Origin of the sequence: Pseudomonas sp. MPDS, assembly GCF_013283895.1 — a bacterium.
Lineage (GTDB): Bacteria > Pseudomonadota > Gammaproteobacteria > Pseudomonadales > Pseudomonadaceae > Aquipseudomonas > Aquipseudomonas rhizophila.
The window spans coordinates 1,342,098-1,366,315 of sequence record NZ_CP054128.1 but is presented as its reverse complement, the minus strand read 5'-3'; the positions used below and the strand labels follow the sequence as shown (position 1 = coordinate 1,366,315).

22 protein-coding genes are annotated in these 24,218 nt (G+C 61.1%); 13 read left to right on the top strand and 9 right to left on the bottom strand.

Annotation, left to right across the window (positions count from 1 at the left end; translation table 11 throughout):
* Nucleotides 1–66 precede the first annotated feature (66 nt).
* The 5 genes from norR (at nucleotide 67) to HQ912_RS05915 (ending at nucleotide 5,213) form a co-directional block, all read left to right on the top strand.
* Nucleotides 67–1,623 carry a nitric oxide reductase transcriptional regulator NorR gene (gene norR / locus HQ912_RS05935; protein WP_160893378.1) on the top strand — a complete coding sequence of 519 codons (1,557 nt, stop codon included), beginning with the start codon at nucleotides 67–69 and terminating at the stop codon, nucleotides 1,621–1,623.
* A 200-nt stretch (nucleotides 1,624–1,823) separates the two neighbouring features.
* The gene (locus HQ912_RS05930) at nucleotides 1,824–2,726 is read left to right on the top strand and encodes a chemotaxis protein CheV (RefSeq protein ID WP_047228604.1); all 903 of its coding nucleotides are present in this window, start codon (nucleotides 1,824–1,826) and stop codon (nucleotides 2,724–2,726) included.
* A gap of 98 nt (nucleotides 2,727–2,824) precedes the next feature.
* Entirely contained in the window at nucleotides 2,825–3,151 is a 327-nt protein-coding gene (locus tag HQ912_RS05925; protein WP_076383591.1) for a hypothetical protein, read from the top strand.
* Between the two features lie 77 nt (nucleotides 3,152–3,228).
* On the top strand, nucleotides 3,229–3,978 hold the full coding sequence (locus tag HQ912_RS05920; RefSeq protein ID WP_107321895.1) for a YkgJ family cysteine cluster protein: 750 nt from the start codon (nucleotides 3,229–3,231) through the stop codon (nucleotides 3,976–3,978).
* Nucleotides 3,979–4,241: 263 nt separating this feature from the next.
* Nucleotides 4,242–5,213: a D-glycerate dehydrogenase gene (locus HQ912_RS05915; protein ID WP_173406572.1), complete on the top strand. Its 972-nt coding sequence runs from the start codon at nucleotides 4,242–4,244 to the stop codon at nucleotides 5,211–5,213.
* Nucleotides 5,214–5,255: 42 nt separating this feature from the next.
* On the opposite strand, the gene HQ912_RS05910 is transcribed toward HQ912_RS05915, so the two are convergent.
* Nucleotides 5,256–6,158, bottom strand: a complete 903-nt coding sequence (locus tag HQ912_RS05910) for a DMT family transporter (protein ID WP_107321893.1) — start codon at nucleotides 6,156–6,158, stop codon at nucleotides 5,256–5,258.
* Between the two features lie 139 nt (nucleotides 6,159–6,297).
* Between HQ912_RS05910 and HQ912_RS05905 the strand changes: the two genes are divergently transcribed.
* The 4 genes from HQ912_RS05905 (at nucleotide 6,298) to fecA (ending at nucleotide 11,197) form a co-directional block, all read left to right on the top strand.
* Nucleotides 6,298–7,173 (top strand): helix-turn-helix domain-containing protein, encoded by an 876-nt coding sequence (locus tag HQ912_RS05905; RefSeq protein WP_173406571.1) that lies wholly within the window; start codon nucleotides 6,298–6,300, stop codon nucleotides 7,171–7,173.
* A gap of 129 nt (nucleotides 7,174–7,302) precedes the next feature.
* Nucleotides 7,303–7,791 (top strand): sigma-70 family RNA polymerase sigma factor, encoded by a 489-nt coding sequence (locus HQ912_RS05900; protein WP_173406570.1) that lies wholly within the window; start codon nucleotides 7,303–7,305, stop codon nucleotides 7,789–7,791.
* A gap of 8 nt (nucleotides 7,792–7,799) precedes the next feature.
* The gene (locus HQ912_RS05895; RefSeq protein WP_172833786.1) at nucleotides 7,800–8,747 is read left to right on the top strand and encodes a FecR domain-containing protein; all 948 of its coding nucleotides are present in this window, start codon (nucleotides 7,800–7,802) and stop codon (nucleotides 8,745–8,747) included.
* Nucleotides 8,748–8,857: 110 nt separating this feature from the next.
* Nucleotides 8,858–11,197, top strand: coding sequence for a TonB-dependent Fe(3+) dicitrate receptor FecA (fecA, locus tag HQ912_RS05890; RefSeq protein WP_076383586.1), 2,340 nt, complete (start codon nucleotides 8,858–8,860; stop codon nucleotides 11,195–11,197).
* A gap of 85 nt (nucleotides 11,198–11,282) precedes the next feature.
* Here fecA and HQ912_RS05885 read toward each other — a convergent pair whose 3' ends face one another.
* Complete coding sequence (locus HQ912_RS05885) at nucleotides 11,283–11,693, bottom strand: HPF/RaiA family ribosome-associated protein (protein WP_047228613.1); 411 nt, start codon at nucleotides 11,691–11,693, stop codon at nucleotides 11,283–11,285.
* A 499-nt stretch (nucleotides 11,694–12,192) separates the two neighbouring features.
* Here HQ912_RS05885 and HQ912_RS05880 point away from each other — a divergent pair, with 499 nt between their 5' ends.
* Nucleotides 12,193–12,510, top strand: a complete 318-nt coding sequence (locus HQ912_RS05880; RefSeq protein WP_047228614.1) for a DUF3509 domain-containing protein — start codon at nucleotides 12,193–12,195, stop codon at nucleotides 12,508–12,510.
* Here HQ912_RS05880 and HQ912_RS05875 read toward each other — a convergent pair.
* The gene (locus HQ912_RS05875; RefSeq protein ID WP_076383585.1) at nucleotides 12,507–13,007 is read right to left on the bottom strand and encodes a phosphate-starvation-inducible protein PsiE; all 501 of its coding nucleotides are present in this window, start codon (nucleotides 13,005–13,007) and stop codon (nucleotides 12,507–12,509) included. The genes HQ912_RS05880 and HQ912_RS05875 overlap by 4 nt on opposite strands.
* Before the next feature lie 305 nt (nucleotides 13,008–13,312).
* Between HQ912_RS05875 and HQ912_RS05870 the strand changes: the two genes are divergently transcribed.
* The gene (locus HQ912_RS05870) at nucleotides 13,313–13,573 is read left to right on the top strand and encodes a YebG family protein (protein ID WP_047228616.1); all 261 of its coding nucleotides are present in this window, start codon (nucleotides 13,313–13,315) and stop codon (nucleotides 13,571–13,573) included.
* Nucleotides 13,574–13,645: 72 nt separating this feature from the next.
* Here the strand turns inward: HQ912_RS05870 and HQ912_RS05865 are convergent, their stop codons facing one another.
* Nucleotides 13,646–14,665, bottom strand: a complete 1,020-nt coding sequence (locus HQ912_RS05865; RefSeq protein ID WP_047228617.1) for a Glu/Leu/Phe/Val dehydrogenase family protein — start codon at nucleotides 14,663–14,665, stop codon at nucleotides 13,646–13,648.
* 186 nt (nucleotides 14,666–14,851) lie between these two features.
* On the opposite strand from HQ912_RS05865, the gene HQ912_RS05860 reads away from it, so the two are divergent.
* A complete protein-coding gene (locus HQ912_RS05860) occupies nucleotides 14,852–15,655 on the top strand; it encodes a SirB1 family protein (protein WP_047228618.1) in 804 nt (267 codons plus the stop codon).
* Between the two features lie 153 nt (nucleotides 15,656–15,808).
* Here the strand turns inward: HQ912_RS05860 and maiA are convergent, their stop codons facing one another.
* The 3 genes from maiA to hmgA are packed head-to-tail and all read right to left on the bottom strand — an operon-like array spanning nucleotide 15,809 to nucleotide 19,067.
* Complete coding sequence (gene maiA / locus HQ912_RS05855; RefSeq protein ID WP_047228619.1) at nucleotides 15,809–16,444, bottom strand: maleylacetoacetate isomerase; 636 nt, start codon at nucleotides 16,442–16,444, stop codon at nucleotides 15,809–15,811.
* Nucleotides 16,445–16,454: 10 nt separating this feature from the next.
* Entirely contained in the window at nucleotides 16,455–17,759 is a 1,305-nt protein-coding gene (gene fahA / locus HQ912_RS05850) for a fumarylacetoacetase (protein ID WP_173406569.1), read from the bottom strand.
* 3 nt (nucleotides 17,760–17,762) lie between these two features.
* Complete coding sequence (gene hmgA / locus HQ912_RS05845; protein ID WP_173406568.1) at nucleotides 17,763–19,067, bottom strand: homogentisate 1,2-dioxygenase; 1,305 nt, start codon at nucleotides 19,065–19,067, stop codon at nucleotides 17,763–17,765.
* Nucleotides 19,068–19,230: 163 nt separating this feature from the next.
* Here hmgA and HQ912_RS05840 point away from each other — a divergent pair, with 163 nt between their 5' ends.
* Nucleotides 19,231–20,043, top strand: a complete 813-nt coding sequence (locus HQ912_RS05840) for an IclR family transcriptional regulator (RefSeq protein WP_047228622.1) — start codon at nucleotides 19,231–19,233, stop codon at nucleotides 20,041–20,043.
* Nucleotides 20,044–20,109: 66 nt separating this feature from the next.
* Here the strand turns inward: HQ912_RS05840 and HQ912_RS05835 are convergent, their stop codons facing one another.
* Entirely contained in the window at nucleotides 20,110–22,662 is a 2,553-nt protein-coding gene (locus tag HQ912_RS05835; RefSeq protein WP_047228623.1) for a helix-turn-helix transcriptional regulator, read from the bottom strand.
* A gap of 167 nt (nucleotides 22,663–22,829) precedes the next feature.
* Complete coding sequence (locus tag HQ912_RS05830) at nucleotides 22,830–24,197, bottom strand: DUF1329 domain-containing protein (protein ID WP_047228624.1); 1,368 nt, start codon at nucleotides 24,195–24,197, stop codon at nucleotides 22,830–22,832.
* Nucleotides 24,198–24,218 lie beyond the last annotated feature (21 nt).

The window sequence follows — 24,218 nt, the reverse complement described above, 5'->3', positions numbered from 1 at the left end:
CTTATGAATTTTATAGTCATAAAGACACGACACGCCTTATAGTCTTAAGGACCACATGGAGTCATTATGACCGCAACCTCCCTGCTGACCTCGCTGCTTCCGCTGGTGGCCGACCTCTCCCGCGAGTTGCCGGAAGGCGAGCGCTATCGTCGCCTGCTTGGCGCGCTGCGAGCCCTGTTGCCCTGCGACGCCGCCGCGCTGTTGCGCCTGGACGGAGACTGTCTGGTGCCGCTGGCGGTGGATGGCTTGAGTACCGATACCCTGGGCAGACGCTTCCGGATTAGCGAACACCCCCGCTTCCAGGCACTGCTGGCCAGCCCGCAGCCCACTCGCTTTGCCGCCGACAGTGACCTGCCCGACCCGTACGACGGATTGGTCGAAGGTCTGGAGGAGCACTTGGAGGTCCACGACTGCATGGGCTGCCCACTGTTCGTCGACGAGCAACCGTGGGGCCTGCTGACCCTCGACGCGCTGAACCCCGAACGCTTCGAGCCGATCGACCTGAGCGCCTTGCAGGCCTTTGCCAGCCTGGCCGCCGCCACCGTCAGCGCAGCCGAACGCATTGATCGGCTGGCCTTGAAAGCCGAAGACGAACATCGCCGCGCCGAGGTCTACCGCCAGGCCAGCGGCCAGCTACCTCGCGACATGGTCGGCCAGAGCAAGGCCCACAAGCGATTAGTGGAAGAAATCAACCTGGTGGGGGGCAGCGACCTGACGGTGCTGATCACTGGTGAAACCGGGGTTGGCAAGGAGCTGGTCGCCCAAGCCATACACGCGGCCTCCAAGCGCGCCGAGCAGCCGCTTATCAGCCTAAATTGCGCCGCACTGCCGGATACCCTGGTGGAAAGCGAACTCTTCGGCCACGTACGCGGCGCCTTCACAGGGGCCACGAACGACCGGCGCGGCAAATTCGAACTGGCCGATGGCGGCACGTTGTTCCTCGATGAAGTGGGCGAGTTGTCCTTGACCGTGCAGGCCAAGCTACTGCGAGTGTTGCAGAGCGGCCAGTTGCAACGGCTGGGCTCGGACAAGGAACATCGGGTCGATGTACGCCTGATTGCGGCCACCAATCGCGATCTGGCCGAAGAAGTGCGCAACGGGCGATATCGGGCCGACTTCTATCATCGCCTGAGCGTGTACCCGTTGCTGGTGCCGGCACTACGGGATCGTGGGCGCGATGTGCTGCTGCTCAGCGGGTTTTTCCTGGAGCAGAACCGTTCGCGCATGGGCCTGGGCAGCCTGCGCCTGACCAGTGACGCCCAGGCCGCATTGCTGGCGTATGACTGGCCGGGGAACGTACGTGAACTGGAGCACCTGATCGGCCGAAGCGCCTTAAAAGCCTTGGGCCGGTGTCCGGTGCGGCCAAAGATCCTCAGCCTCAGCGCTCAGGACCTGGACTTGCCCCGCAGCCCGGAAGAACACCCGCCACCTTCATCCGCCAGCCCCGCACCTGCCCTGGAGGGGGTCACGGGGGACTTGCGTGAAGCCATGGACGATTTTCAACGCAAGCTGATCATCGCCTGCCTGGAACGGCATCAGCACAACTGGGCCAGCGCCGCTCGGGAACTGGGTCTGGATCGGGCAAACCTGGGGCGGATGGCCAAGCGGTTGGGACTCAAATAAACCTTCTGTACCACCGACGCCCCATGCGGCGAGGGCATTTATCGCCTGACCATAGCGTATGCATTCTCAGGCCACTGAGCTGAAATCGATTGTCTGTGGGTTTCGCCCTAAAGCCAGCCCCCATCGGGTCGATAACCCAATATCAAAAGCTGTTTTGGCGTTCTTCACGCTCGCCCCACCTTTTTCCACAGAAGGTTTTTATGTCTTCCAACAAAGCCCGCGCAGACTCACTTTCGCTTCTGCTGTTTACCTTGCGCAGCGGCAAGCTGATGGCAATCAACCTGCTCAAAGTCAGCGAAATCATTCCCTGCCCGCCGTTGACCAAACTGCCGGAGTCGCACCCGCACGTCAAAGGCATCGCCACCCTGCGCGGGGCCTCGTTGTCGGTGATCGACCTGAGCCGCGCCATCGGCGAACGCCCTCTGGAAGATCCGGATGGCGGCTGCCTGATCGTCACCGATGTGAGTCGATCCAAACAGGGTCTGCATGTGCAGGCGGTGAGCAAGATCGTGCATTGCCTGACCACCGACATCAAACCCCCGCCTTTCGGCTCAGGCGGCGTACGCGCCTTCATCACTGGCGTGACGTCGGTGGATGGCACGCTGGTGCAGGTGCTGGACATCGAAAAAGTCATCCACGGTATCGCCCCGGCGCAGATTGAAACGGCGCCCACCGAGCTGAGCATGGAAGACGCCGAAGTCCTGGGCAACGCGCGGATCCTGGTGGTCGATGACAGTCAGGTGGCGTTGCAACAATCGGTACACACCTTGCGCAACCTCGGCCTGCAATGCCACACCGCTCGCAGCGCCAAGGAAGCCATCGAATGCCTGCTGGACCTGCAAGGCACTGCACAGCAGATCAACCTGATCGTTTCCGACATCGAAATGTCGGAGATGGACGGCTACGCCCTTACCCGGACCCTGCGGGAAACGCCGGACTTCGCCCACCTCTATGTGTTGCTGCACACCTCGCTGGACAGCGCCATGAACAGCGAGAAGGCTCGGCTATCCGGGGCCAATGGCGTGCTGACCAAGTTCTCCTCACCGGAGCTGACCAAGTGCCTGATCACGGCCGCCAAGGCGGTTGCCGAGCAAGGCCACTGAGTCATGCCTGATGATCATTCCCATGCGTATAGGGGAATGATCATCCCGGCACCTCAGGCATACTCCTGTCCTGGCTTCCCAGAACAAGGATCTTGCTGATGAAAATCCACGCACTCATGTTTTTGGGCTTCACGGCCCTCGCCGCCCAGGCACACGCCTCCAGCCCAGAAGCCTGGGCCACCCATGACAAAACCGTGCTTGCCAGTTGCATCAAGGCCAGCGGCTTGAAGAACGCCGAGCCTGTGGGCACTGCCGCGCAGTTCGATGACCGGGTGGGTTATACCGCGCTGTTGCTGCAAGGCCAGTATCCGCAGAAACACATGAAAGGCGCGACGGGCACCGAGCTGTGCCTTTACCGCAAGAAATCCAAGACCGCCTACGTGACCGAGTGGGACTCCATCCGCCCCGCCGACAACAGCCGGTGATGGCGCACAACTTGCTTCGCATCGGTTAATCGCGGCGTTTTTCTGTCGCCGCCTTCCAGCTTTTGACCGGGCGCTCAATGAACACAACGTTTTCCTGCGTAGGCTGTGGCAAATGCTGCACCGATCACCATGTCCCCCTGACCCTCGACGAGGCCCGGATGTGGGCTGACGACGGCGGCCAGGTGATTGTCCTGGTGGAAGCCTTCCTGCCCAACGGCCTCGGCCTGCCGGCGGCGCAACGCGAACACGCTGAGCGCCGTTCGGCGCGGGTCCACAGCGGCACCACCGAGGCCTTGGTGGCAATCACCTTCGCCGCCTATAACGCCGGGCGCTGCCGCAATCTTGACGAAGAAAACCTGTGCCGCATCTACGAGCGCCGCCCCTTGGTGTGCCGTATCTATCCGATGGAAATCAACCCGCACATCCCGCTCAACATTGCCGTAAAGGAATGCCCGCCAGAGTCGTGGGAGACCGGACCGCAACTGATACTCGGCGGTGAACTGGTCGACAGGGAACTGGCGCAGTTGATCGAACGCTCACGTCAGGCCGATCGCGAGGAAATCCGGATCAAGGAGCGCATCTGCGCTTCGCTGGGCATCCTCACCACCGCGCTGAAGGGCGACGGGTTTACCGCGTACCTGCCGGACATGAGCGCATTCGCCGCAGTCATTGATCAGGTCCGTTTGCAGCCACTGGAGCAAGCGGCCAGTGAATGGCAGTTCCATTTGTCCGGTGATGACGTGGCCTGCCAGGTCCTGGCCAGTGGAGCACGGGTTGCCACTGAGGCACCGGTCAACTACGCGTTTATTTCGCTGCGGGCGGCGTAAACACCCCAGAGATGAAATAGAAATCCCTTGTGGGAGCGAGCCTGCTCGCGATAGCGGTGGATCAGTTTGCAGTGATGGTGGATGTGCCGCCGTCATCGCGAGCAGGCTCGCTCCCACATCCAACATAGATGCTCTCCCATAGGTACTGCCCATAAGTACTCCATTCCTGCCACTGACTCGCCTCAATCGACGCTCCCCTCTCGCCTAACCCACATCCAGAATGTTAGCGTGCTTGGTATTCCTTGCCTGATGAGCCTTCTGCGATGAAAAAAACCGTACTTGCCTTCAGCCGTGTCACACCCAAGATGGTCGAACGACTGCAACAGGATTTCGACGTGATCGTGCCCAATCCGTCGAACGGCGACATCAATGCACAGTTCAACGAAGCCTTGCCCCACGTGCATGGCCTGATCGGTGTCGGACGCAAGCTCGGCCGCGAACAACTGCAGAGCGCCGCGAATCTGCAAGTGGTGTCCAGCGTGTCGGTGGGTTACGACAACTATGACCTGGCCTACTTCAATGAGCGTGGAATCATGCTCACCAACACCCCTGACGTGCTCACCGAAAGCACCGCTGACCTGGCCTTCGCCCTGCTGATGAGCAGCGCCCGGCGCGTCGCTGAACTGGACGCCTGGACCAAGGCCGGCCAATGGCAGGCGACGGTCGGCCCTCAGCTGTTCGGCACTGACGTGCACGGCAAGACCCTGGGGATTGTCGGCATGGGCAACATCGGCGCCGCCATTGCCCGGCGTGGCCGGCTGGGGTTCAACATGCCGATTCTCTACAGCGGCAACAGCCGCAAGACCGAACTGGAAGATCAGTTGGGCGCACAATTTCGCGAGCTGGATCAGTTGCTCGCCGAAGCGGACTTTGTTTGCCTCGTGGTGCCATTGAGTGAGAAGACCCGCCACCTGATTGGCCAGCGCGAACTGGCCCTGATGAAACCGAGTGCCATTCTGGTCAATATTTCCCGCGGCCCAGTGGTGGATGAGCCGGCGCTGATCGAAGCCTTGCAGAAAAACCGCATCCGCGGCGCCGGGCTGGACGTTTACGAGAAAGAACCATTGGCCGAATCGCCGCTGTTCCAGCTGAAAAACGCCGTAACCCTGCCCCATATCGGCTCGGCCACCCACGAAACCCGGGAAGCCATGGCCAATCTTGCCGTGGAAAACTTGCGCAGCGCTTTGCTGGGCGAGCGACCGAAGAACCTGGTCAACCCACAAGTCTGGAAGTAAACCATCGGGCAGGCGCCGGGTCCGGGCCTGCCATACCCTGGCTCAGCGTGCGCCCAGGGCGGCTTGCGTCGCCACGGGCCGGGGTTTGCGAAACACCAGCACGTTCCCCAACATCACCAACACCAGCCCGAGCAGTGCCGGCGCCGTCCATTGGTAGCCCTCGACCAACGCCGAGACGTTCAACGCCACCACCGGAAACAGCACCGTGCAATACGCCGCCCGCTCCGGCCCCATGCGCCCCACCAGCGTCAGGTAGGCGGTGAAGCCGATCACTGAACCTGGGATCACCAGGTACAACAGCGAGCCGACATAGCGCGCGTTCCATTCCATATCGAACGGGATGCCTTTGAAGAGGCACCACACCGCCAGCATCGCCGCCCCATAAGCCATGCCCCAGGCGTTGGTGGTCAACGGTTTGAGACCGGCCTTCTGCTGCAAACTCGAGAGCATGTTGCCCGCCGAAAAGCACAAGGTTCCCAGCAACGCCAAGGCCAACCCGAGCAGCGTTTGCGGGCTCGCGCTATGACCCGCCAGCTCCGGCCAGAACAGCAGCGCCAGCCCCAGCAAGCCCAAGGCGCCGCCCAGCAAGACGTTGCGGGCGATCCTTTGACCGAAGAATACGCGGGCATTGAGGGCATTCCAGAGCGTGGCGGTGGAGAACACCACCGCGACCAACCCGCTGGGAATCCATTGGCTGGCAGTGAGGAAACACATGAAGTTGATGCAAAACAGGCACAGGCCCTGGGCCACGCAAATCAAATGACCGCGCCGGTTCATGGCTTGCAGACGTCGGCTGAGCAAGAGCATCACAAACAGAATCAGCGCCGCCAGGCCGAAGCGATAGACAATCGACACGGGGATGGCGACCACGCCCAACTGCAATTTCAGCGCAATCCAGGTAGTGCCCCAGATGAGCACGGTAAGTAGATACAACGAGAGGTTCATGACGGCAACTCCTGACAATGACCGCCAGTGTTGCGCCGCCCGCCACCGGGCGCTTGCGTAAACTTGCGGTTTTGTCGCTTTGCAGGCTGGCATGAGCCGACCGACGGAGTAGGATGCAAGGCGTTGGAGAGACCCGATCATGCCCACACTGCAAACCCTGCAAGTCTTTCAAGCCCTCAACAGTTCGCCCAATGCTCGCCTTGAGCACAGTGCCGAGCTTGGAGACGGCATGGCGGCCGCTTTGTGGAGCAACCATCACGACGCCCAAGACTACGAGGCGCCGACTCACCACACGCTGTCGTGCTACATCGCCGGTGGTACCGGCACGTTTCGCCGCGAACGCCCCGACACCACCGGGGCACCTGGCAAACTCTGCGTCCTGCCGGCCGGGCATGAATCGGCCTGGGTCATCAATGGCGACATTCGCCTCGCGCACCTGTACTTCAGCCCTGAGCAATTCGCCCTCGGTTGCGTCACGCTACTGGATCGCGAGCCGCGGCAAGTGCAACTGCGCGAAGCCACCTTTCTCGACGACCCGCAACAGGCACAGCGCTTTCGCCAGTTGATCGCCCTGAACTGGGATGAGCCCGGTGAACGCCTTCTGACCACCAGCCTGGCCCATGACTTGCTCAACCATCTGCTATTGAGCCAGGTCGGCCAGCGCCAGGGGCTTCGCCTCAAGGGCGGGCTGGCCGCTCACCAGCGGCGAATGCTGGTGGACTACATCGACAGCCATCTGGCCGACGCCATCAGCCTCGGCCAACTGGCGGCGCTGTGTGCGCTGTCCGAATACCACTTTGCCCGGATGTTCCGCGAAAGCTTCGGCCTGCCGCCCCATCAATACGTACTGGCACGACGTCTGGCCCACGCGCGGCACTGGCTGCGCAGCACGTCAAAACCGCTGGGTGAGGTCGCGTTGGCCTGCGGGTTCGCCAGCGCCAGCCATTTTACGAATCGTTTCCGGCAGGCCCTCGGCGCGACACCCGGCGAGTATCGACAGGCGTTTTTGCGCTAGGTATCAGCGTGCCCCGGTCAAATGAAACAAGCAGGTACTGATCCCGATTGCCGTAGCCACCGCCGCGCCCCTACAATGCGAACAATTCTTGTTCTCTAGCACAGCTCATCGCTGTCGGGATGCTCCTCGTTGCCGCCTGCACACACCGTCGAAGTGCTCTACAACGCCCATCACAGTTGGCTTAACGGCTGGTTGCGAAGAAAACTCGGCTGCCCCGACAGTGCCGCCGACTTGGCCCAGGACACGTTCATACGCGTACTGACTGCGCGCGACCCGCAGCCTGTCCTGGAACCCCGGGCGTTTCTTACGACCATTGCCAAGCGCGTACTGTTCAACCACTACCGACGCCAGGACCTTGAGCGCGCCTACCTCGATACCCTCGCCCAACTGCCGGAGCAGGTGGTGCCGTCGGAGGAAGAACGGGCAATCATCCTGCAAAGCCTGATGGAACTGGACCAACTGCTCGATGGTTTGCCACGAGCGGTCAAGCAGGCGTTTCTGCTGGCCCAGGTCGATGGCCTGACCTACAACGAAATAGCCCGTGAACTGGGAATTTCATTGGCGACGGTCAAGCGTCATTTGAACAAGGCAGCGATGCGCTGCTACTTCGCCTTATGACCCCAGCGATGAACAGCGCACCAGATGTCAGTGCGAAAGTGGCCGAACAGGCCGTGCACTGGCTTTTGGAAATGCAGCAAGGCCCACTCGATACTCGCCGGCAGAAAGCCTGGGAGCAATGGCTCAATGCTCACAACGAACATCGCCGCGCCTGGGAGCATATCCAGCGGGTCAATCAGCGGCTGCGCAGCGTGCCCTCTCCGTTGGCCCATGCGGCCCTCAATGCACCGAAGTCCGCTGCGCGGCGTCGAGCGCTCAAAATGTTGTTGGTGCTTGGGGCCGGTTCAGCGTTGACCTGGAGCCTGCGTGAACGCCAACTGCTACCCCCATTGATGGCCGATTTTCGCAGCCCGGTAGGCGAACGGCGTCGTCTGACGCTGGATGACGGCAGTCAGTTGCAGCTCAACAGCGGCAGTGCGGTAGACGTTCGCTTCGACGCTCAACGCCGCTTGATCCACCTGCTGGAGGGGGAACTGTTATTGACCGCTGCCCGCGACCCAAGGCCCCTGCAAGTGCTGACCGCCCATGGCCTGCTGGAAAGCCGCAACGCCCGGTTCAACGTACGCGAGTATCCGGACCACACCCAGGTGGCGGTGTTTGAAGGCCAGGTGGACATTCGTAGCCGACACGGCCCGGCGTTGTTGCTGGCGACGTCACGGCAACTGAGCCTTGGCATCAACGGCGCCGGGCCCGCCACGGCCCTGGATGCCAACAGCGGCGCCTGGACAGAGGGCATGCTGGTAGCGGCGCACATGCGCCTGGCAGACTTTCTCGACGAGCTAGGCCGCTACCGACGTGGCCAATTGCACTGCGACGAGGCGGTCGCCAACCTTCTGATCTCCGGAACCTATCCGCTGGACGACAGCGAGCGAATCCTCGATCTGCTGGAAGTCAGCCTGCCGGTAAAAGTGCGTCGTTTCACCCGCTATTGGATCTCGGTCGAAGCTCGAGCCTGAACCACGGCCACCCCAGCTGAAAAAAAGTGATGCACCAGTGAGCCGTTTTCCACACCTGGGGTGACAGAGAAGGAAAGCACTTCGATACAACCTTCTCGGGATTCTCATCCATGCCGCAACAACCCACCCGTCTCACCCCGCTCGCCCGTACCGTGCGTCAATTGCTCCTGGGGGCCAGCTTGAGTTTCGTCGTACTGCCTTGCGTACAGGCTGCAGATGCCAAGCCCTATCACATCGCGCCGTCGTCACTGGAAAATGCCCTCAATCAATTCGGACGCGAGGCTGGGGTGTTGATTTCCTTCAGCTCACAGACGACCGCAGGCCTGCAGAGTCGTGGCCTGGAAGGCAGCTACAGCCCAGAGCAAGGGCTGAGCGCGCTGCTCGAAGGCACAGGCCTGCAAGCCCGCCCTGAGGCAGACAACGCCTTCAGCCTGCAACCGGCCGCCAGCACCGCGCTGGACATCGGCACCACCACCGTGGTCGGTGACTGGCTCGGCGATGCCGCGCCGACCAATGTCTTCGAACACGCCGGTGCCCGAGACGTCATCCGTCGTGAGGCGTTCGAACGCCAGGGCGCGACCCAGGCCCGGGATGTGCTCAATCGCATTCCTGGCGTCAACGCACCGGAAAACAACGGCACCGGCAGCCATGACATGGCGCTGAACTTTGGTATCCGCGGGCTCAATCCTCGCCTGGCCTCACGTTCCACGGTGCTGATGGACGGCATCCCGGTGCCTTTCGCACCCTACGGCCAACCGCAGCTATCGTTCGCGCCGGTCAGCATGGGCAACATGGACGCGGTGGATGTCGTGCGCGGAGGCGGCGCGGTGCGCTACGGTCCGCAAAACGTCGGTGGCGTGGTCAACTTCGTGACGCGGGCGATTCCCGAGGCGCCGACGGTAAAGGGCGGCTTCCAGACCGAGACCAGTCCGTCTTCCAGCCACGACGGCTTCAAGACATCCGCCAACCTGCTGGCCGGCGGCACCGCCGACAACGGCCTTGGCGGTGCCCTGTTGTACTCCGGCACTCGCGGCGGCGACTGGCGCGAACACAGCGACACACAAATCGACGACTTGATCCTCAAGGGCAACTACCAACTGGACGAGGCCAACAGTTTTAATGCCATGGCCCAATACTACGAAGGCGAGGCCGACATGCCCGGCGGCCTGAATGTGGCCGACTACGACGCCAACCCGTATCAGTCCACCCGTCAGAATGACCGCTTCTGGGGCCGTCGCACCCTGGTCAACTTCGGCTACCGCTACCAGCAGGATCGACGCGAATTTACCGCCAGCACGTTTTTCACCAAGACTTTGCGCAGCGGCTACCTGGACCAGGGCTCCTTCCTGTCCCTGTCGCCTCGCGAATATTGGGTACGCGGCCTGGAAACCCGTTTTGCCCAAGGTTTCGACCTCGGGCCGACCAGCCACGAGGTCGGCGTCGGCTATCGCTACATCAACGAGGCCGGCCATGAACTGCGCTATCGCACGCCGATCGCCAGCAACGAATTGCCGACAACCTCCAGCCGAAACGACCGCGATACACGGGGTGGAACTGAAGCCAATGCAATTTTCATCGATGATCGGATCGATATTGGCAAATGGACGATCACGCCCGGTATTCGTTACGAAATGATCGAATCGCAACAGACAAACAATCTGACCAACGTGAAATACAAGGGTGACTACAACACCGCCCTGCCAGCGCTGAATGTGCTGTACCACCTGACCGATGAATGGAATCTGTATGCCAATACCGAAGGTTCATTCGGCAGTGTGCAGTACAGCCAGATGCCTAACCGTGTGAGCAGCGGTGAAGTGAAACCGGAGAAAGCCCGCACCTGGGAACTTGGAACCCGCTATGACAATGGCAACCTGCGGGCGGAGATCGGTGCGTTCCTGATCAACTTCGACAACCAATACGAAAGCAACCAAACCAACGATTCGGTGATTGCCCGTGGCGAAACCCGCCACCAGGGCATCGAAACCAGCATCAACTACGCCCTCGACGGCCTGAGTCCGGCGCTGGCCGGTTTTGACGTATATGCCACGTATGCCTTCGTCGATGCCACCATTCGGGAAGACGGACCGAACAAAGGCAACCGCGTGCCATTTTCTTCCAAGCACAAAGGCACACTGGGCGTGGGTTACACGGACGGGCCGTGGAAATTGAACCTGGACAGCACCTATCAGAGCGCGCAGTTTGCCGACAACGCCAATACCCGCGCCGAAAGCGCCGACGGCAGTACCGGCAATATCCCTGGCTATATGCTGTTCAGCAGCCGCGCCGCCTATGATTTCGGCCCGCAACTGTCGGACCTGAACGTGGCGGTGGGTGTGAAGAACATCTTCAATACCCAGTATTTCACCCGCTCGTTCGACGATAACAACCGGGGCAAATACGTAGGGGAACCGCGCACGCTGTATGTGCAGACGTCCGTGGCGTTCTGATCAGGGGCTGCGATGGATCGCTGAAACAAGACGGGCCTGCGATTGCAGGCCCGTCTGTTCGGTGGGTAATTTTAAATGATCGGGCTCAGCCGTTGAGTGCAGCCCGTTCGTTCTCCAGGAATTCTTCTTCCAGCATCGCATCGGCCAAGGCCACCGACTCGGTCGGTTTCTCAGCGGTGGCGCGTTTGACGCGCAGTTTGCCGAACAGATGCTCCAGGGCATGTTCAAGCTTGGTGGCCGCCCCTTCGATGGCCAGTTCCAGCGTATCGGCCTTGTGTGTCACCGAGACCGGTTGCAGACCCTTTGGCCGTGCTTCCAGCTGACAACGCAAGTCATGGGGACCGGGCTTGTCGCCGTTCTCGTCCCGCAAATGGACCTCGACCCGTGTCAGGTCTTCTTCATAACGTTCGAGCGTGCTTTCGATGGTAGTACGTACCCACTCCTCCAGTCGGATGCTGCTTTGAATATGGTTATCGCTGTTGACTTGGATTTGCATAGTTCATCCCTTATTTCGGCTAGCTCGCCAGGGGCCAATCGACGGTAGCGCGACGACCCCTTGAATACAGAGTCGGGCTGGCGGCAGAACAATTCAACCCCTTCGAAAAGATAAATATTCATACGCAAATAAAGCCGGACAACGGACAAAAGCGCTGTTAATGTCGGGAGTTGCCTCGCCTTGCTTACCCCATGAAAATTCTGCGCTCACCCTGCACCGTCAACGACCATTCGCCCATTCCTGCACAGAAACGGGCAGCCTCCCGGGCCGCATGCCAAGGCCTTCAGCGCCTATGCGCCGTGATCATTGTCCGACAGTTTTTCCGGCATGCCCCTTGCTACCTCTCTGCTGGAGCGGTCGCAGGTTGGGATCTTCCGATCCAGCCTCTGCCTGGCTCTGGATGAAGCACGATCATGGAATGGCCGGTGGTCCGGTATCGCGAACTAATCCCGATCACGGCCGGTCAACAACTGCACGTTCAATCAGGCGGTGACGCATCATGGACAACCCTTTTCAGCTCATTACCGACGCTTTTGCGCCGCAGTATCAAATCAATCTGAGCATCCAGGGCCTGGACGGCAGCATCATGCTGACCCTCTCCAAGGCCGGGCGCATCGTCGCCAAGCGCATGATCAGCGCCCAGCAACGCAATGACCCGGAACGCCTGCGGCGCCTGGTCCAGAGCATCCAGTTCGGCATCGCCATCGAGCAGGGCCACAGCGCTGTGGCGATCCTCGAAGCCATGACCGGCGGTGACAACGTCAAGCTGCCACCACCGCAGACGCAGGGCGCGACATCCGCCCCCGCCGGTTTCTAGATCTCGCCCTTCTCCACTTCGGCGTGCTCGCTGGAACCCGCGCCAACCTTGCGGTGCGGGTGCTCGATTTTCACCGAAGGGAACTGTGAGGAAGCGTAACGCACCACCAGGATCGCGAACGCCAGCAGCAAGATGCCGCCGCACAAGTAGATGATGCCCAGGTCAGGCGGACTGTGGTGGGAGACGTTGGAAATCAACAAGCGCGTCAGCGCCGTGATCGCCACGTAGATCAGGAACCGCACCGGCATGTGGTTGGTCTTGAAGTAGATCCCGACCATCGCTCCCAATTCCAGATAGATGAACAGCAGCAGGATGTCATCGATCTTGATGTGCCCCTGCTCGAGCATCTGCAAAAACTCCATCACCGCCGCCCAGGCGGTCACCGCTCCGATGGCAAACAGTGCCAGGTAATGGAACGTCTCGACGAACAGATTGCCCAGGGATTCGGCCAACTGATGTACGTTCTGGCGCAGGTTCTCGGCCCAGTTGATTTTCACGATGTAGTTTCCTTAGGTCGACTCGACCGGATGATGCGGGTTGGACGTGACGGTTGTTCTGCATGCAGAAAAAAGGCCAGCGGCTGAGGGTGAGATGGCGATGGGCCGCAACCCGACACTTTTGCGATGCTGATGCCGCCCTGTCGTGAGCAGGCGGGCTCCCACACCAGCGCTCGCGACAAATGTGCAAATACGTCTACATTAAAAAGCCACTATCCAAAGGGAAGGGATTCGCTTATCCTTTTGGCTGTATATAAATACAGTAGTCACAAAGATAACCAATGTGAAGGCATGTGAGGTGGTGAATGGCCGTCGAAGTGGTATACCGCAGCAGCCGAGATCTGGAGCGCTTGTTCATGGATAAAGCCGAAGCTGACCGTCATGACAAAATGCTGGAACTCGCCGAATTGCTGGCCGAAGTGTTGCAAAAAGCCGTTCCCTCGCTGAGCGAGAAACAGGTTGAGGAAGCCGGCATCTACATGGCGAAAAATCGCGATGTATTCGCCAAGGCGTTCAAGAGTCAACCGGACGCCTTGTCCGAACTGCTCAATGCCCCTGCTGAATAAGCCTTGAAAAGATCGCAGCCTTCGGCGGCTCCATGGAATCCACCCAGGAGCCGCCGAAAGCTGCGATCTTTTTTATCGGTACAACAAACGCTCTGCCAATTCATCGGCCACCCTGGCCGGTGAGCGTTTTTCTGCCTGGGCGTGGGCAAAGACTTCCGTAAGCCGGGCGCCGATCTTCGACAAATGCGCGGTGATCGTCGACAGCTCTTCGCCGCGATGCTTCAAGGCGACATAGATCAGGCCTCCGGAGTTGATCACATAATCCGGCGCATAGAGGATCCCACGCCGTTCCAATTGATCGGCCACCTGCAGGTTGCTCAACTGGTTATGGGCCGACCCGGCAACCGCCGAGCAGCGCAGTTGCGCCACGCTCTGGCTATTGAGCACCCCGCCCAGGCCACAGGGGGCGAGGATGTCGCACGGGGTACTGAGCAGTGCATCGTTGGCGATCGGATGCGCGCCCAGTTGCTCCATCGCCAGTTGAACCTTGCCAGGGTCAATGTCGCTGACCAACAGTTCGGCGCCTGCGGCGTGCAACTGTTCGGCCAGGGCGAAACCGACATTGCCCAGGCCCTGGATCGCTACCCGCAGGCTTTCCAGGTTATCGCTGCCCAGGCGGGCCATGGCCGTGGCACGGATGCCGGCGAATACCCCCATCGCCGCGTGAGGCGCTGGGTCTCCCGAAGCCGTGGTGCTGGTCACATGACGGGTCTGTTGGGCGATGCAGTCCATGTCCGCCACCGAGGTGCCGCTGTCGATGGCGGTGATATAGCGGCCATCCAGTTGCTCGATGCAGCGCCCAAATGCCTCAAACAGCGCAGCGCGGCTTTCGACATGGGCCGGACGCATGATCACGGCCACGCCGCCGCCCACCGGTAAGCCGGCCAGTGCGGCCTTGTAGCTCATGCCCTGGGCCAGGCGCACGGCGTCGACCACGGCACTTTCATCGTCGGGGTAGGACAGATAACGACATCCACCCAGAGCAGGCCCAGGACGGCTGCAATGAATGGCAATCACCGCCTTCAACCCGGTGGCCGGGTCTACGCTCAGGTGCAGCGATTCAAGGCGGGAGCTTTGCATGAGAGCAAACATCGACAGGCTCCCGAATCACTTTTGTTTGTTCCGCCAGTATAGGCGTGCGCTCAAAATTTGCTGGAGCGCGCCGGAATAAGTCGACCGGACGGCCAGTCTTTTGGGCATAACCTGATTCCTTCCCCGGACGAGACTGGACGAAAGCCCGCAGCAGAGCTAAAAACGAGGCATAGCCCGGAGACTGTGATGACACCGCGCCAAGCCTTTTTTGATTGCCTGCACCGCTCCCCACCGGCGCTGTTCGAAGCAGCGTTGTGGATTGCTGCCGAACATGATCGCGAAGTGGACGTACCGGCGTTGCTGAAGGATTTCAAGGATCTGCAACAGCGTGTCAGCCATGACCTGCCGATGCTGCCCGTCAGCGAACTGGGCCAACCCTTGCTGCGCCGCCTCAATGACCTTGGATTCGCCCAGGACGATTTCACGCCCCTGCGCCCACGGGCCGCGTTGCTCGACAAGGTGCTGACGCGTAAACGTGGACAGCCCCTGGCCCTCGGCCTGATCGCCCTGGAGCTGGCTCGTGGCCTGGAGATTCCGATGGTCGGTGTCAATTTCCCCGGTCACTTCCTGTTGCGGGTCCCCGGTGCCGATCATCTGCTCGACCCGTGTGGCGGACGCCGGTTGTACCCCAACGACTGTCGGGAACTGCTGCAACGCCAATACGGCGCCAACATGCCCCTCAAGGCCGAGCACCTGGTCAGTGCCGAGCCCATGCAGATGCTCCAGCGCCTGTCGCGCAATCTTCGCCAATTGCATCTGACCAACGACGACTACATTGCTGCACTGATCGACGCCGAACGGGTGCTTGAACTGGGCAACGCCAGCGCCGCCGATTACCTGGCCCGCGCCAGCCTGTACCAACGGCTCGACTGTCCCAACGCCGAACGATTCGACTTGGAGCACGCGCTGATGCTCAGCGAAGACCCGATCCAGCGAATCCGGCTGACGGAACGGCTGGGGCATCTGCCGCCCAATTCAATTGTGCATTGAGCGGGTGTAGATCGCGGAGGACGAGGTGGTAACTCAAGGGCTCGCCCCCTCTCCTTCTGTGGGAGCGAGCCTGCTCGCGATAGCGGCGTGTCAGACAACATGTTTGTAAGCTCAACCACCGCCATCGCGAACAGGTTCGCTCCCACAGGGGGATCAAGGTGTATCAGGCTGATTTGCCGGATGCGCCTGTTGAAACGCTGGATGCGCAGCCGCCAACGCCGCAACGCGACGGATCCGTGGATACGCCTCCAGGGAGACATTGAACCGTTCTGCCGCGTACACCTGCGGGATCAGATACACGTCCGCGACCCCGGGTGCTGCACCGAAGCAGTAGCCGTCATCCCCAATCAACTGTTCCACCGCCGCCAGTCCCTGGCTGATCCAATGCCCGATCCACTGCGCCACCTGCGTTTCATCGTGGCCCCACTGCCGCAGCTGGTTGAGTACGCTGACGTTGTGCAGCGGATGAATATCGCAACCGATCAATGCCGCGACGCCTCGCTCATGAGCCCGAACCGTCAGGTCGGCGCTGAGCAACGGCACCTGTGGATAACGCTCCTCCAGGTACTCGATGATGGCGGGTGACTGCACCAGCAACGCGCCTTCGTCGGTACGCAGCGCCGGAACCCGGCCCTGAGGGTTGATCGCCAGATAGGCCGGCTGACGATGTTCGCCCCCAGGCGCAGCGATCAGGTTGACCGGCAAGGCCTGGTAATCCAGGCCCTTGAGCGCCAGGGCAATGCGCACCCGGTAGGACGAAGTGGAGCGGTAGTAGGTGTAGAGTTCCATGCCCTGTCCCTCACCGCGCCGGCAGGATCTTGCCCCGGCATTCGCCAAAGCCGATGGACGCAACACCTTCGCGGCTGCAACGGGCACGCAGGATGATCTCGTCACCGTCCTCAAGGAATTTGCGCACTTCGCCAGAGGCCAGCTCGATTGGCTTTTTACCGCCCTCGGTAATCTCCAGCAGGCTGCCGAACTGACCGCTCTCAGGCCCCGACAAGGTGCCCGAACCGAACAGGTCACCGGCCTGCAACTGGCAACCATTGACGCTGTGGTGGACGACCATCTGCGCCACGGTCCAGTACATGTACTGGGTGTTGCTCAACGTCAGGCGATGGGCCGGCAGGTTCTGCTCGCGCATGGCTTCGGTCAGCAGCAGGACTTCCAGTTCAATGTCGAAGGCCCCACCGGCCTGGTCACGCTTGTCCAGCAGATATGGCAACGGCTGCGGATCGCCTGCCGGACGCGCCGGTTGTGGGCGACGGAACGGTTCGAGGGCTTCGGCCGTCACCACCCATGGCGAGATACTGGTCAGGAAGCTTTTGGACAGAAAGGGCCCCAGCGGCTGGTATTCCCAGGCCTGGATATCCCGGGCCGACCAGTCGTTGAGCAGGCAGAAACCGCCAATGTGCTCGGCAGCATCACCGATGGCGATGGGTTCGCCCAAGGCGTTGCCCTGGCCGATCCAGATGCCCAGTTCCAGCTCATAGTCCAGTCGCGCGCACGGGCCGAAGGTCGGCTCGGTCTGGCCGGCGGGCAGGGTCTGGCCCTTGGGACGACGCACATCGGTGCCGGACGGGCGAATGGTCGAGGCACGCCCGTGATAACCGATGGGCACGTACTTGTAGTTGGGCAACAGCGGATTGTCGGGACGGAACAACTTGCCGACGTTTTGCGCGTGTTCGATACCGACGTAGAAGTCGGTGTAGTCATTGATCCTGGCCGGCAAATGCATCTGGCAGTCCGCTGCGCGGACCAGCAGTTTCGCGCCCTGGGCTTCGATCTTGCCCCGCAGCGAGCTGTCTTCGCGCAGCAGCTCCAGCAAGCGTTCACGCAGGGCCACCCGGGCGCTGCGGCCGAGGTCGAAGAATGCATTCAACTGGCCGTCCTTCATGACTTCGACGGCTTCGCGCGCCGCGCCGTCAAACAAGCCCGCCTGCAACGCGGCCTGCAAATCGAAAATCTGCTCACCAATCGCCACGCCGCTACGGGGAGCACCGTCATCGATACTGAAGATGCCCAGCGGCAGGTTCTGCAGCGGGAAGTCGGCATGGCCATTGGCGGAGGCGACCCAGCTACGGGCAGGGGAAAGTTGAGTCATGGGTTATCTCCGGGTCGGGTCGAAAGTGACCGGCAGCGAGGCCCAGCAGGCGTCGTAGTCAGTTTGCAATTGTGGGCAGTCCAGGGCGAAACGGCTCGGGCGCAGGACCTGGCTGGTTTCGAACATGAAGGCCATGGTGTTGTCGATTTTCGCAGGCGTCAGCTCGGCGTTGATCGCCTTGGTGCAGGTCTCGCCGTCCGGGCCATGGGCACTCATGCAACTGTGCAAGGAGGCGCCGCCGGGCAGGAAACCTTCGGCCTTGGCATCGTAGGCGCCCTGGATCAGGCCCATGAATTCATTCATCAGGTTGCGATGGAACCACGGCGGACGGAAGGTGTTTTCAGCCACCATCCAGCGCGGCGGGAAGATCACGAAATCGAGATTGGCCAGGCCGTGGACGCTGGTGGGTGAGGTCAATACGGTGAAGATCGACGGGTCCGGGTGGTCGAAGCTGACCGTACCGATGGTGTTGAAACGGCGCAGGTCATATTTGTAAGGCACGTTGTTGCCATGCCAGGCCACCACATCGAAGGGCGAATGATCCAGCTCGCAACCCCACATCTCACCGAGGAATTTCTGCACCAGCGCAGTCGGTCGGGCGAGGTTTTCGTAATGAGCGACCGGCGCCAGGAAATCCCGCGGGTTGGCCAGACCGTTGCTGCCGATCGGCCCAAGGTCCGGCAGGCGCAACGGCGCGCCATGGTTTTCGGCGATATAGCCGCGGGCTTGTGGATCAATCAGCTCGACGCGAAATTTCAGGCCCCGGGGGATCACGGCAATTTCCAGCGGCGCCAGTTCCAGCACGCCCAGCTCGGTGGCAATCCGCAGCCGTCCCAGCTGCGGCACGATCAGCCATTCCCCGTCAGCGTTGAAGAACACGCGTTCCATGGAACGGTTGGCGCAGTAATGGTAGACGCTGATACCGGCCGGTTTGTCCGAGCCGGCATTGGCCGCCATGCGCACCAGTCCATCGATGAAATCGGTTGGCTCGGCAGGAATATCCAACGGGTTCCAGCGCAGGCGATTGGGCGTGACCTCACCCAGAGGACCGCCCGCTATCTGATGTTCAAGCTTGACGAAGGCCGGATGATTGGCCGACGGCCGGATGCGATACATCCAGGTCCGCCGCGCTTCGCTGCGAACCATGGTGAAGGCAGTGCCGGAGAATAATTCGGCATAGAGACCGTAAGGGGCTTTTTGCGGGGAGTTCTGGCCAACGGGCAAGGCGCCGGGCAGCGCCTCGCTGGCAAATTCATTGCCAAAGCCTGACTGATAGGCCAGGTCCGACACTGTGGAATCGAGGGTCATGGAGCCTCCTGAACACAGGACTGGGTACGACCTCGTCGTTCCACGAAGAAACGTCAGGCGCACAGGTTATTTTTATCGTAATTCAATTACGCATAACGTAATTTGCTCGACAGCGACCGTCAAGCTATAAAGACGCCCATTCGCCTCTGGACTCAGCGCCTCCATGGAAACCCCGCTCAGCAACGGTAAACAGAAAGTCCGCTCGGCCGAAGTCGGCACCGACATCCTCAAGGCCCTGGCCGAACTGTCGCCCTCCACGTCGCTGTCGCGTCTGGCCGAACACGTGCAAATGCCGGCGAGCAAGGTTCATCGATACCTGCAGGCCTTGATCGCCAGCGGTTTCGCTGAACAGAACACGTCCACCAACCACTACGGCCTCGGGCGCGAAGCCTTGCGCGTGGGCCTGGCGGCGTTGAACGGCATGGACGTGTTGCAAGTGGCCGCCCTGCCCTTGGCCGAACTGCGCGATGACTTGAACGAAACCTGTTTCCTGGCGGTGTGGGGCAATCACGGCGCCACCGTCGTTCGGATCGAACCCGCCATACGGGCAGTGACCGTGGTGACGCAACTGGGGTCGGTATTGCCGCTGCTCAGCTCGTCCACGGGGCTGGTGTTCAGCGCCTACCTGCCGACGCGCGAAACGATCGGCTTGCGCGAACAGGAAGTGAGCGCTTCCACCGCCCACGCCCTGGCCGACGACCAGGCCTATGCCACCCTGTGCCAGCAAATACGCAGTCGCGGCCTGCACCATGTGCATGGCTTGCTGATGCCCGGCGTGGATGCCCTGTCAGCCCCGGTATTCAATGCTGTCGGCCAAGTGACGGCGGTGATGACCATTGTCGGCCCGACTTCCCTGTTCCATGCCGATGAAAACGGCCCGGCGGCGCAACGACTGTTGGCCGCGACCCGGGCCGTGAGCTGGCGGATGGGGTATGAGGCAGGCGCAGGATCGGATCAGCCAACGGGCCAATCCTGATCACACCATTGATGTGAGCGGTGATACGTAGCGGCGGCAGCTAATCGTCTTGCCCTTGGGAATTCTTTATCTCATCACGCCCATGACTTTGGCCTTGGCGACCGCCTGCGTGCGCCGCTGAACGCCTAACTTGCTGTGTATCCGCCGCGAATGGGTTTTTACCGTGTGCAAGGATATGAACAAACGTTCGGCAATCTGCTGATTTGAATAGCCCTGCGCAATGAGCTCCAGCACTTCCAATTCCCGATGACTCAACAACGTGTCTTCGACTGCCACCGCCGGCTGCTCGATGTGCTCAGCCGATTGCGCCCAGCCCGACAGATCGGGCTGACGCGCGCGTAACTCGCACAAGGCTTGCTGGGCGCGCCAACAGGCAACTCGCTTGAGGCCCTCTTGCACGAGCGATCGTGCCTGGGAACGATCAGCGGACAGCCAGACGACTTCAGCCAGCGCCAGATACAGTTCGGTCTCCAGGCCATGCATTTCACAGTGCTGTGCCCGGTCGATCATTGCCTTGAGTTGCGCTTGCGGGTCTTGCGCCCGATGCAGATAAACCTCGGTCAGTACCAACAGGTACTCAAGTCGCGGAATCAACTCCAGGGTCGCAGGTGGGGCATGCTTGGCCTGCGGCCCGTGAAAGTGACGCAAGACCCGGGTCAGGGCCTCGTGAGCCAGTTCCGGGCGTCCCTGTTGCAGCCAGAACTGGCAACTGGTTTGCAACAGCACGCCACGGTACACCGTGTCGGGGATGTGCCGCTGTTGCATGATCCGCTCGGCATCGCGCAGTTGCAGGAAAGCCTCGCCATAGTCGCCACCATTGGCCGCCAGGGTGGCCTTGCCGAGAAAACCATAAAGCACTTGTTTGTCCTGGCAATGCAGGCCCGTTTCCAGGCCCGCCTGGAACTGCTCGGCAGCCTGCTCGGCCAACCCCATGCGCAAAGCCAGACGGCCACGGCGCAAGGCAATACGTCCCAGCAAGGCAGAAAAGTCCTGGCCAGGCTTATCGAGCAACCCCTGAACTGCGCTCAACAGATGATCGGCCCGGTGAGGAGCGCCGCGTTGCTCCAGGACTTGGGCGTGATCCAGTTCCAGCAAGCCCTCGAAGACCAGTGAGCCTTGGGCGCGCGCCAGGCACAGGGCCTGGCGGTTGATCCATTGCGCAGTGGCCAGTTCCCCCTTGAGCAGTGCCTGCTGTGTCAGCCCCAACTGGCACAACAGGCGCAAGGCCCAGGCCTCTGGGTCGAGGCTCGCCTGGGCCTGGAGCAAGTGCTCGCGGGACTGCTCGCCATCCCCCGAAAGGTGCAGCAGCCAGCCCAGCAGAACCTGCCACCGGGCCAGCAGTTGCCGCTGCAGGCAGGCCGAAGGTTGCGGCATGAACCTGGCCAGTTGGTCGATGCACACCGATGCCTGATCGAAGCGTCCGGCGAACAGCAACGCAGCCGTGACCAACCCCACCGATTGCGGTGTACCGAGTGTCAGCGCTTCACCTTGTTGATCATGCAGCTTCAGCAACAGCGTCACGTTGCTGCGCTGCAGTACGTGTTCAAAATTCAGATGCTGCAGGAAACTGACGGCAGCCTCGAACTCTTGCGCTTGCATGGCCTGCTCGAATGCCATTTGCCAATCCTGCTCGGCGGCAAACCACTGGCAAGCCCGGCGATGCCAGGAGCGTCCCTGCGGCCAGGGCTCGTCACGCACCAGTCGAGCCAGCGCCGGGAAAATCTGCAACCAGTCCGAAGACTGCTCCCACGGTTCGATAAAACAGCCCAGGTCCAACAACAAGGGCAGGCATTCGGCGCCTACCGTGTCACCAAACAGATGCTCGCAGAGCCGGGCATTGAAGCGCGGCAGATGCGCCAGCACTCGCCAGGCCTGCGCCAGGTCCGGGGTCAGCGTACTGAACAGCTCATATTCAAGGTAGTCATGCAGGGTCCCGGGTCGCCCCGGCGACGCGTGGCTGCGCGCCCATTCACAACGTTCAAGCAGGGCGATGCGCACCCCGGCGCACCAACCGCCACTGCGCTGTATCACCTCGCGCGCGGTGCGAGCGCCCTGGGGACCGGGCAAATGTTTGAGCAACTGCTGGACATCGTCATGGGTGAAGACCAGCGCCTGGGCATCGAATTCATGCAGTTCGTCATCAAGTAGCAGGCGCGGCCAGTTACAGTGAGGACGGCGACGACCATTCAACCAAAGGTGAAGCGCCGGACTGCTGATGCTCAACAGACGATCGAGAAACTGATCCAGCTCGGGGTTGGGTACCCGACAGTAATCATCCAGGAACAGCCAGGTCGGTGCTTGCAAGCCCGCCAGGTGAGCCAGCAGCCCCCCTTCATCCAGCAACGGCAGCCCGAGGGTCTGCGCCAGACGCTCGCACATTTGCGCCGCGTCCAGCATTGCGCCCCCAAGCGGCAACCAATGCAACCGGCAAGCGGCGGGGGCTTGCAGGAAACACTCAGCGAACAACGCACTCTTGCCACTGCCCGCTGGTGCGCAAAGCAGTTTTACCCGCGCCTCGGAGGCCAGCAAGGGCTCGCTCAAGGACCTGCGCGGCACATGGGTCGAAGACAGGCGGGGCAGCAATCCAGGACGGTCCGGACACGGGGTCATGGCGGTCATGTGCGAAGTCCAGTTTATTATTGTTTCATCACCCTAGTCCTGTGGCGCTCACCTTTGGAGAAGTATTCAGCGCGCTGATTGGCGCCCATAAAAAAAGACCGGCAAATCGATTGCCGGTCCTCACGATTATCTAACGGCAGCCACAGTCAGCTTCAAACCGCCAGGTCTTAACGAACCCCCGTCGAGCGCAGCGCCGCTGGCGTGAAGTCCGCAGCCCTGGCTTCGAAACCGTACTCGTAGCTGCGCTTCTCTTCGTTCTTCATCCCCAGCGCAATGTAGCGGCCGGCGATGATGTCGTAGAGCGCCTCAAGGGTGTAGCCCGGGTTCTGGTTGGCGTAGTAGAACTGGGCATGACCTTCGGCCACCCGCCACAGTTGACCGCGACCGTCATAGTGATCCACCAGTGCCGCCTGCCAGCTGTCCTCATCGAAATACATGTGGCGCTTGGCGTAGATGTGACGTTCGTTTGGTTTGACCGTACCGACCACTTCCCAGACCCGATGCAGTTCATAGCGGGTCAGATCCTGATTGATGTGGCCGGCCTTGATCACGTCGTCATACTTGAGGCTGGGGGAATCCAGTTTGTAGCTGTTGTAGGGGATGTACATTTCCTTCTTCCCCACCAACTTCCAGTCGTAGCGGTCCGGCGCGCCGGAGAACAGGTCGAAGTTATCGGAGGTACGCAACCCGTCAGCGGCGGTGCCCGGGCCGTCGTAGGCCACTTGCGGGGCGCGACGCACACGGCGCTGGCCGGCGTTGTAGATCCAGGCCAGGCGCGGCTCCTTCACCTGGTCAAGCGTTTCATGCACCAGCAGCACGTTACCGGCCAGACGTGCCGGCGCGGTGACCGACTGTTTGAAATAGGTCAGCACATTGCTGGCCTTTTCCGGATCGGCGTCTTTGATCAGAAACGGCACGGCGATCTCTTCTTCGAAGCGGATCGGGGTGAAGCTGCCGTTGGTTTGTGGGGTGGCCTGGGTGATGATGCGCCGCACGTTGCCGCCGTGATAGCGGGTGACGTGGTTCCACAGCACTTCCACGCCGTTCTTGGGGATCGGGAATGCGTAGTAACGGTTACCGGTGAAATTGGCCAGGCCGTTGCCGTCATTGATGGTGGTGACGTTGAGGGCGCTGCGCCTGGCCGACTCGTAGATCTCGGGCGGTAGCGAGACACTACGATGGGTCGGATAGACCGGAATCTTGTAGGTTTGCGGATAGCGCTTGAACATCGCTATCTGGCCTTCGGAAAGCTTGTCCTTGTACTTGTCCACGGTCTCGGCGGTGATGGTGAACAGCGGTTTTTCCCCGGCAAAGGGATCGGCCAGAAAGCCTTTGCTGTCCACCGCCCCGGCGTTTTTGGCGATGCCACCGGTCCAGGCCGGAATCGAGCCATCGGCATTGCCTGCCTTTTCCGCGCCCAGCGGCGTAAGGCTGGTGCCCAATTTGTTTGCTTCATCCGGCGAAACTGCCGCCATCACGTTCGCGGCCAGCAGGCTCAGGGCCAGGGCGCCGCATTGCAGAATCATCTTGCGCATTGGTTTTTCCTTGTCAGCCAG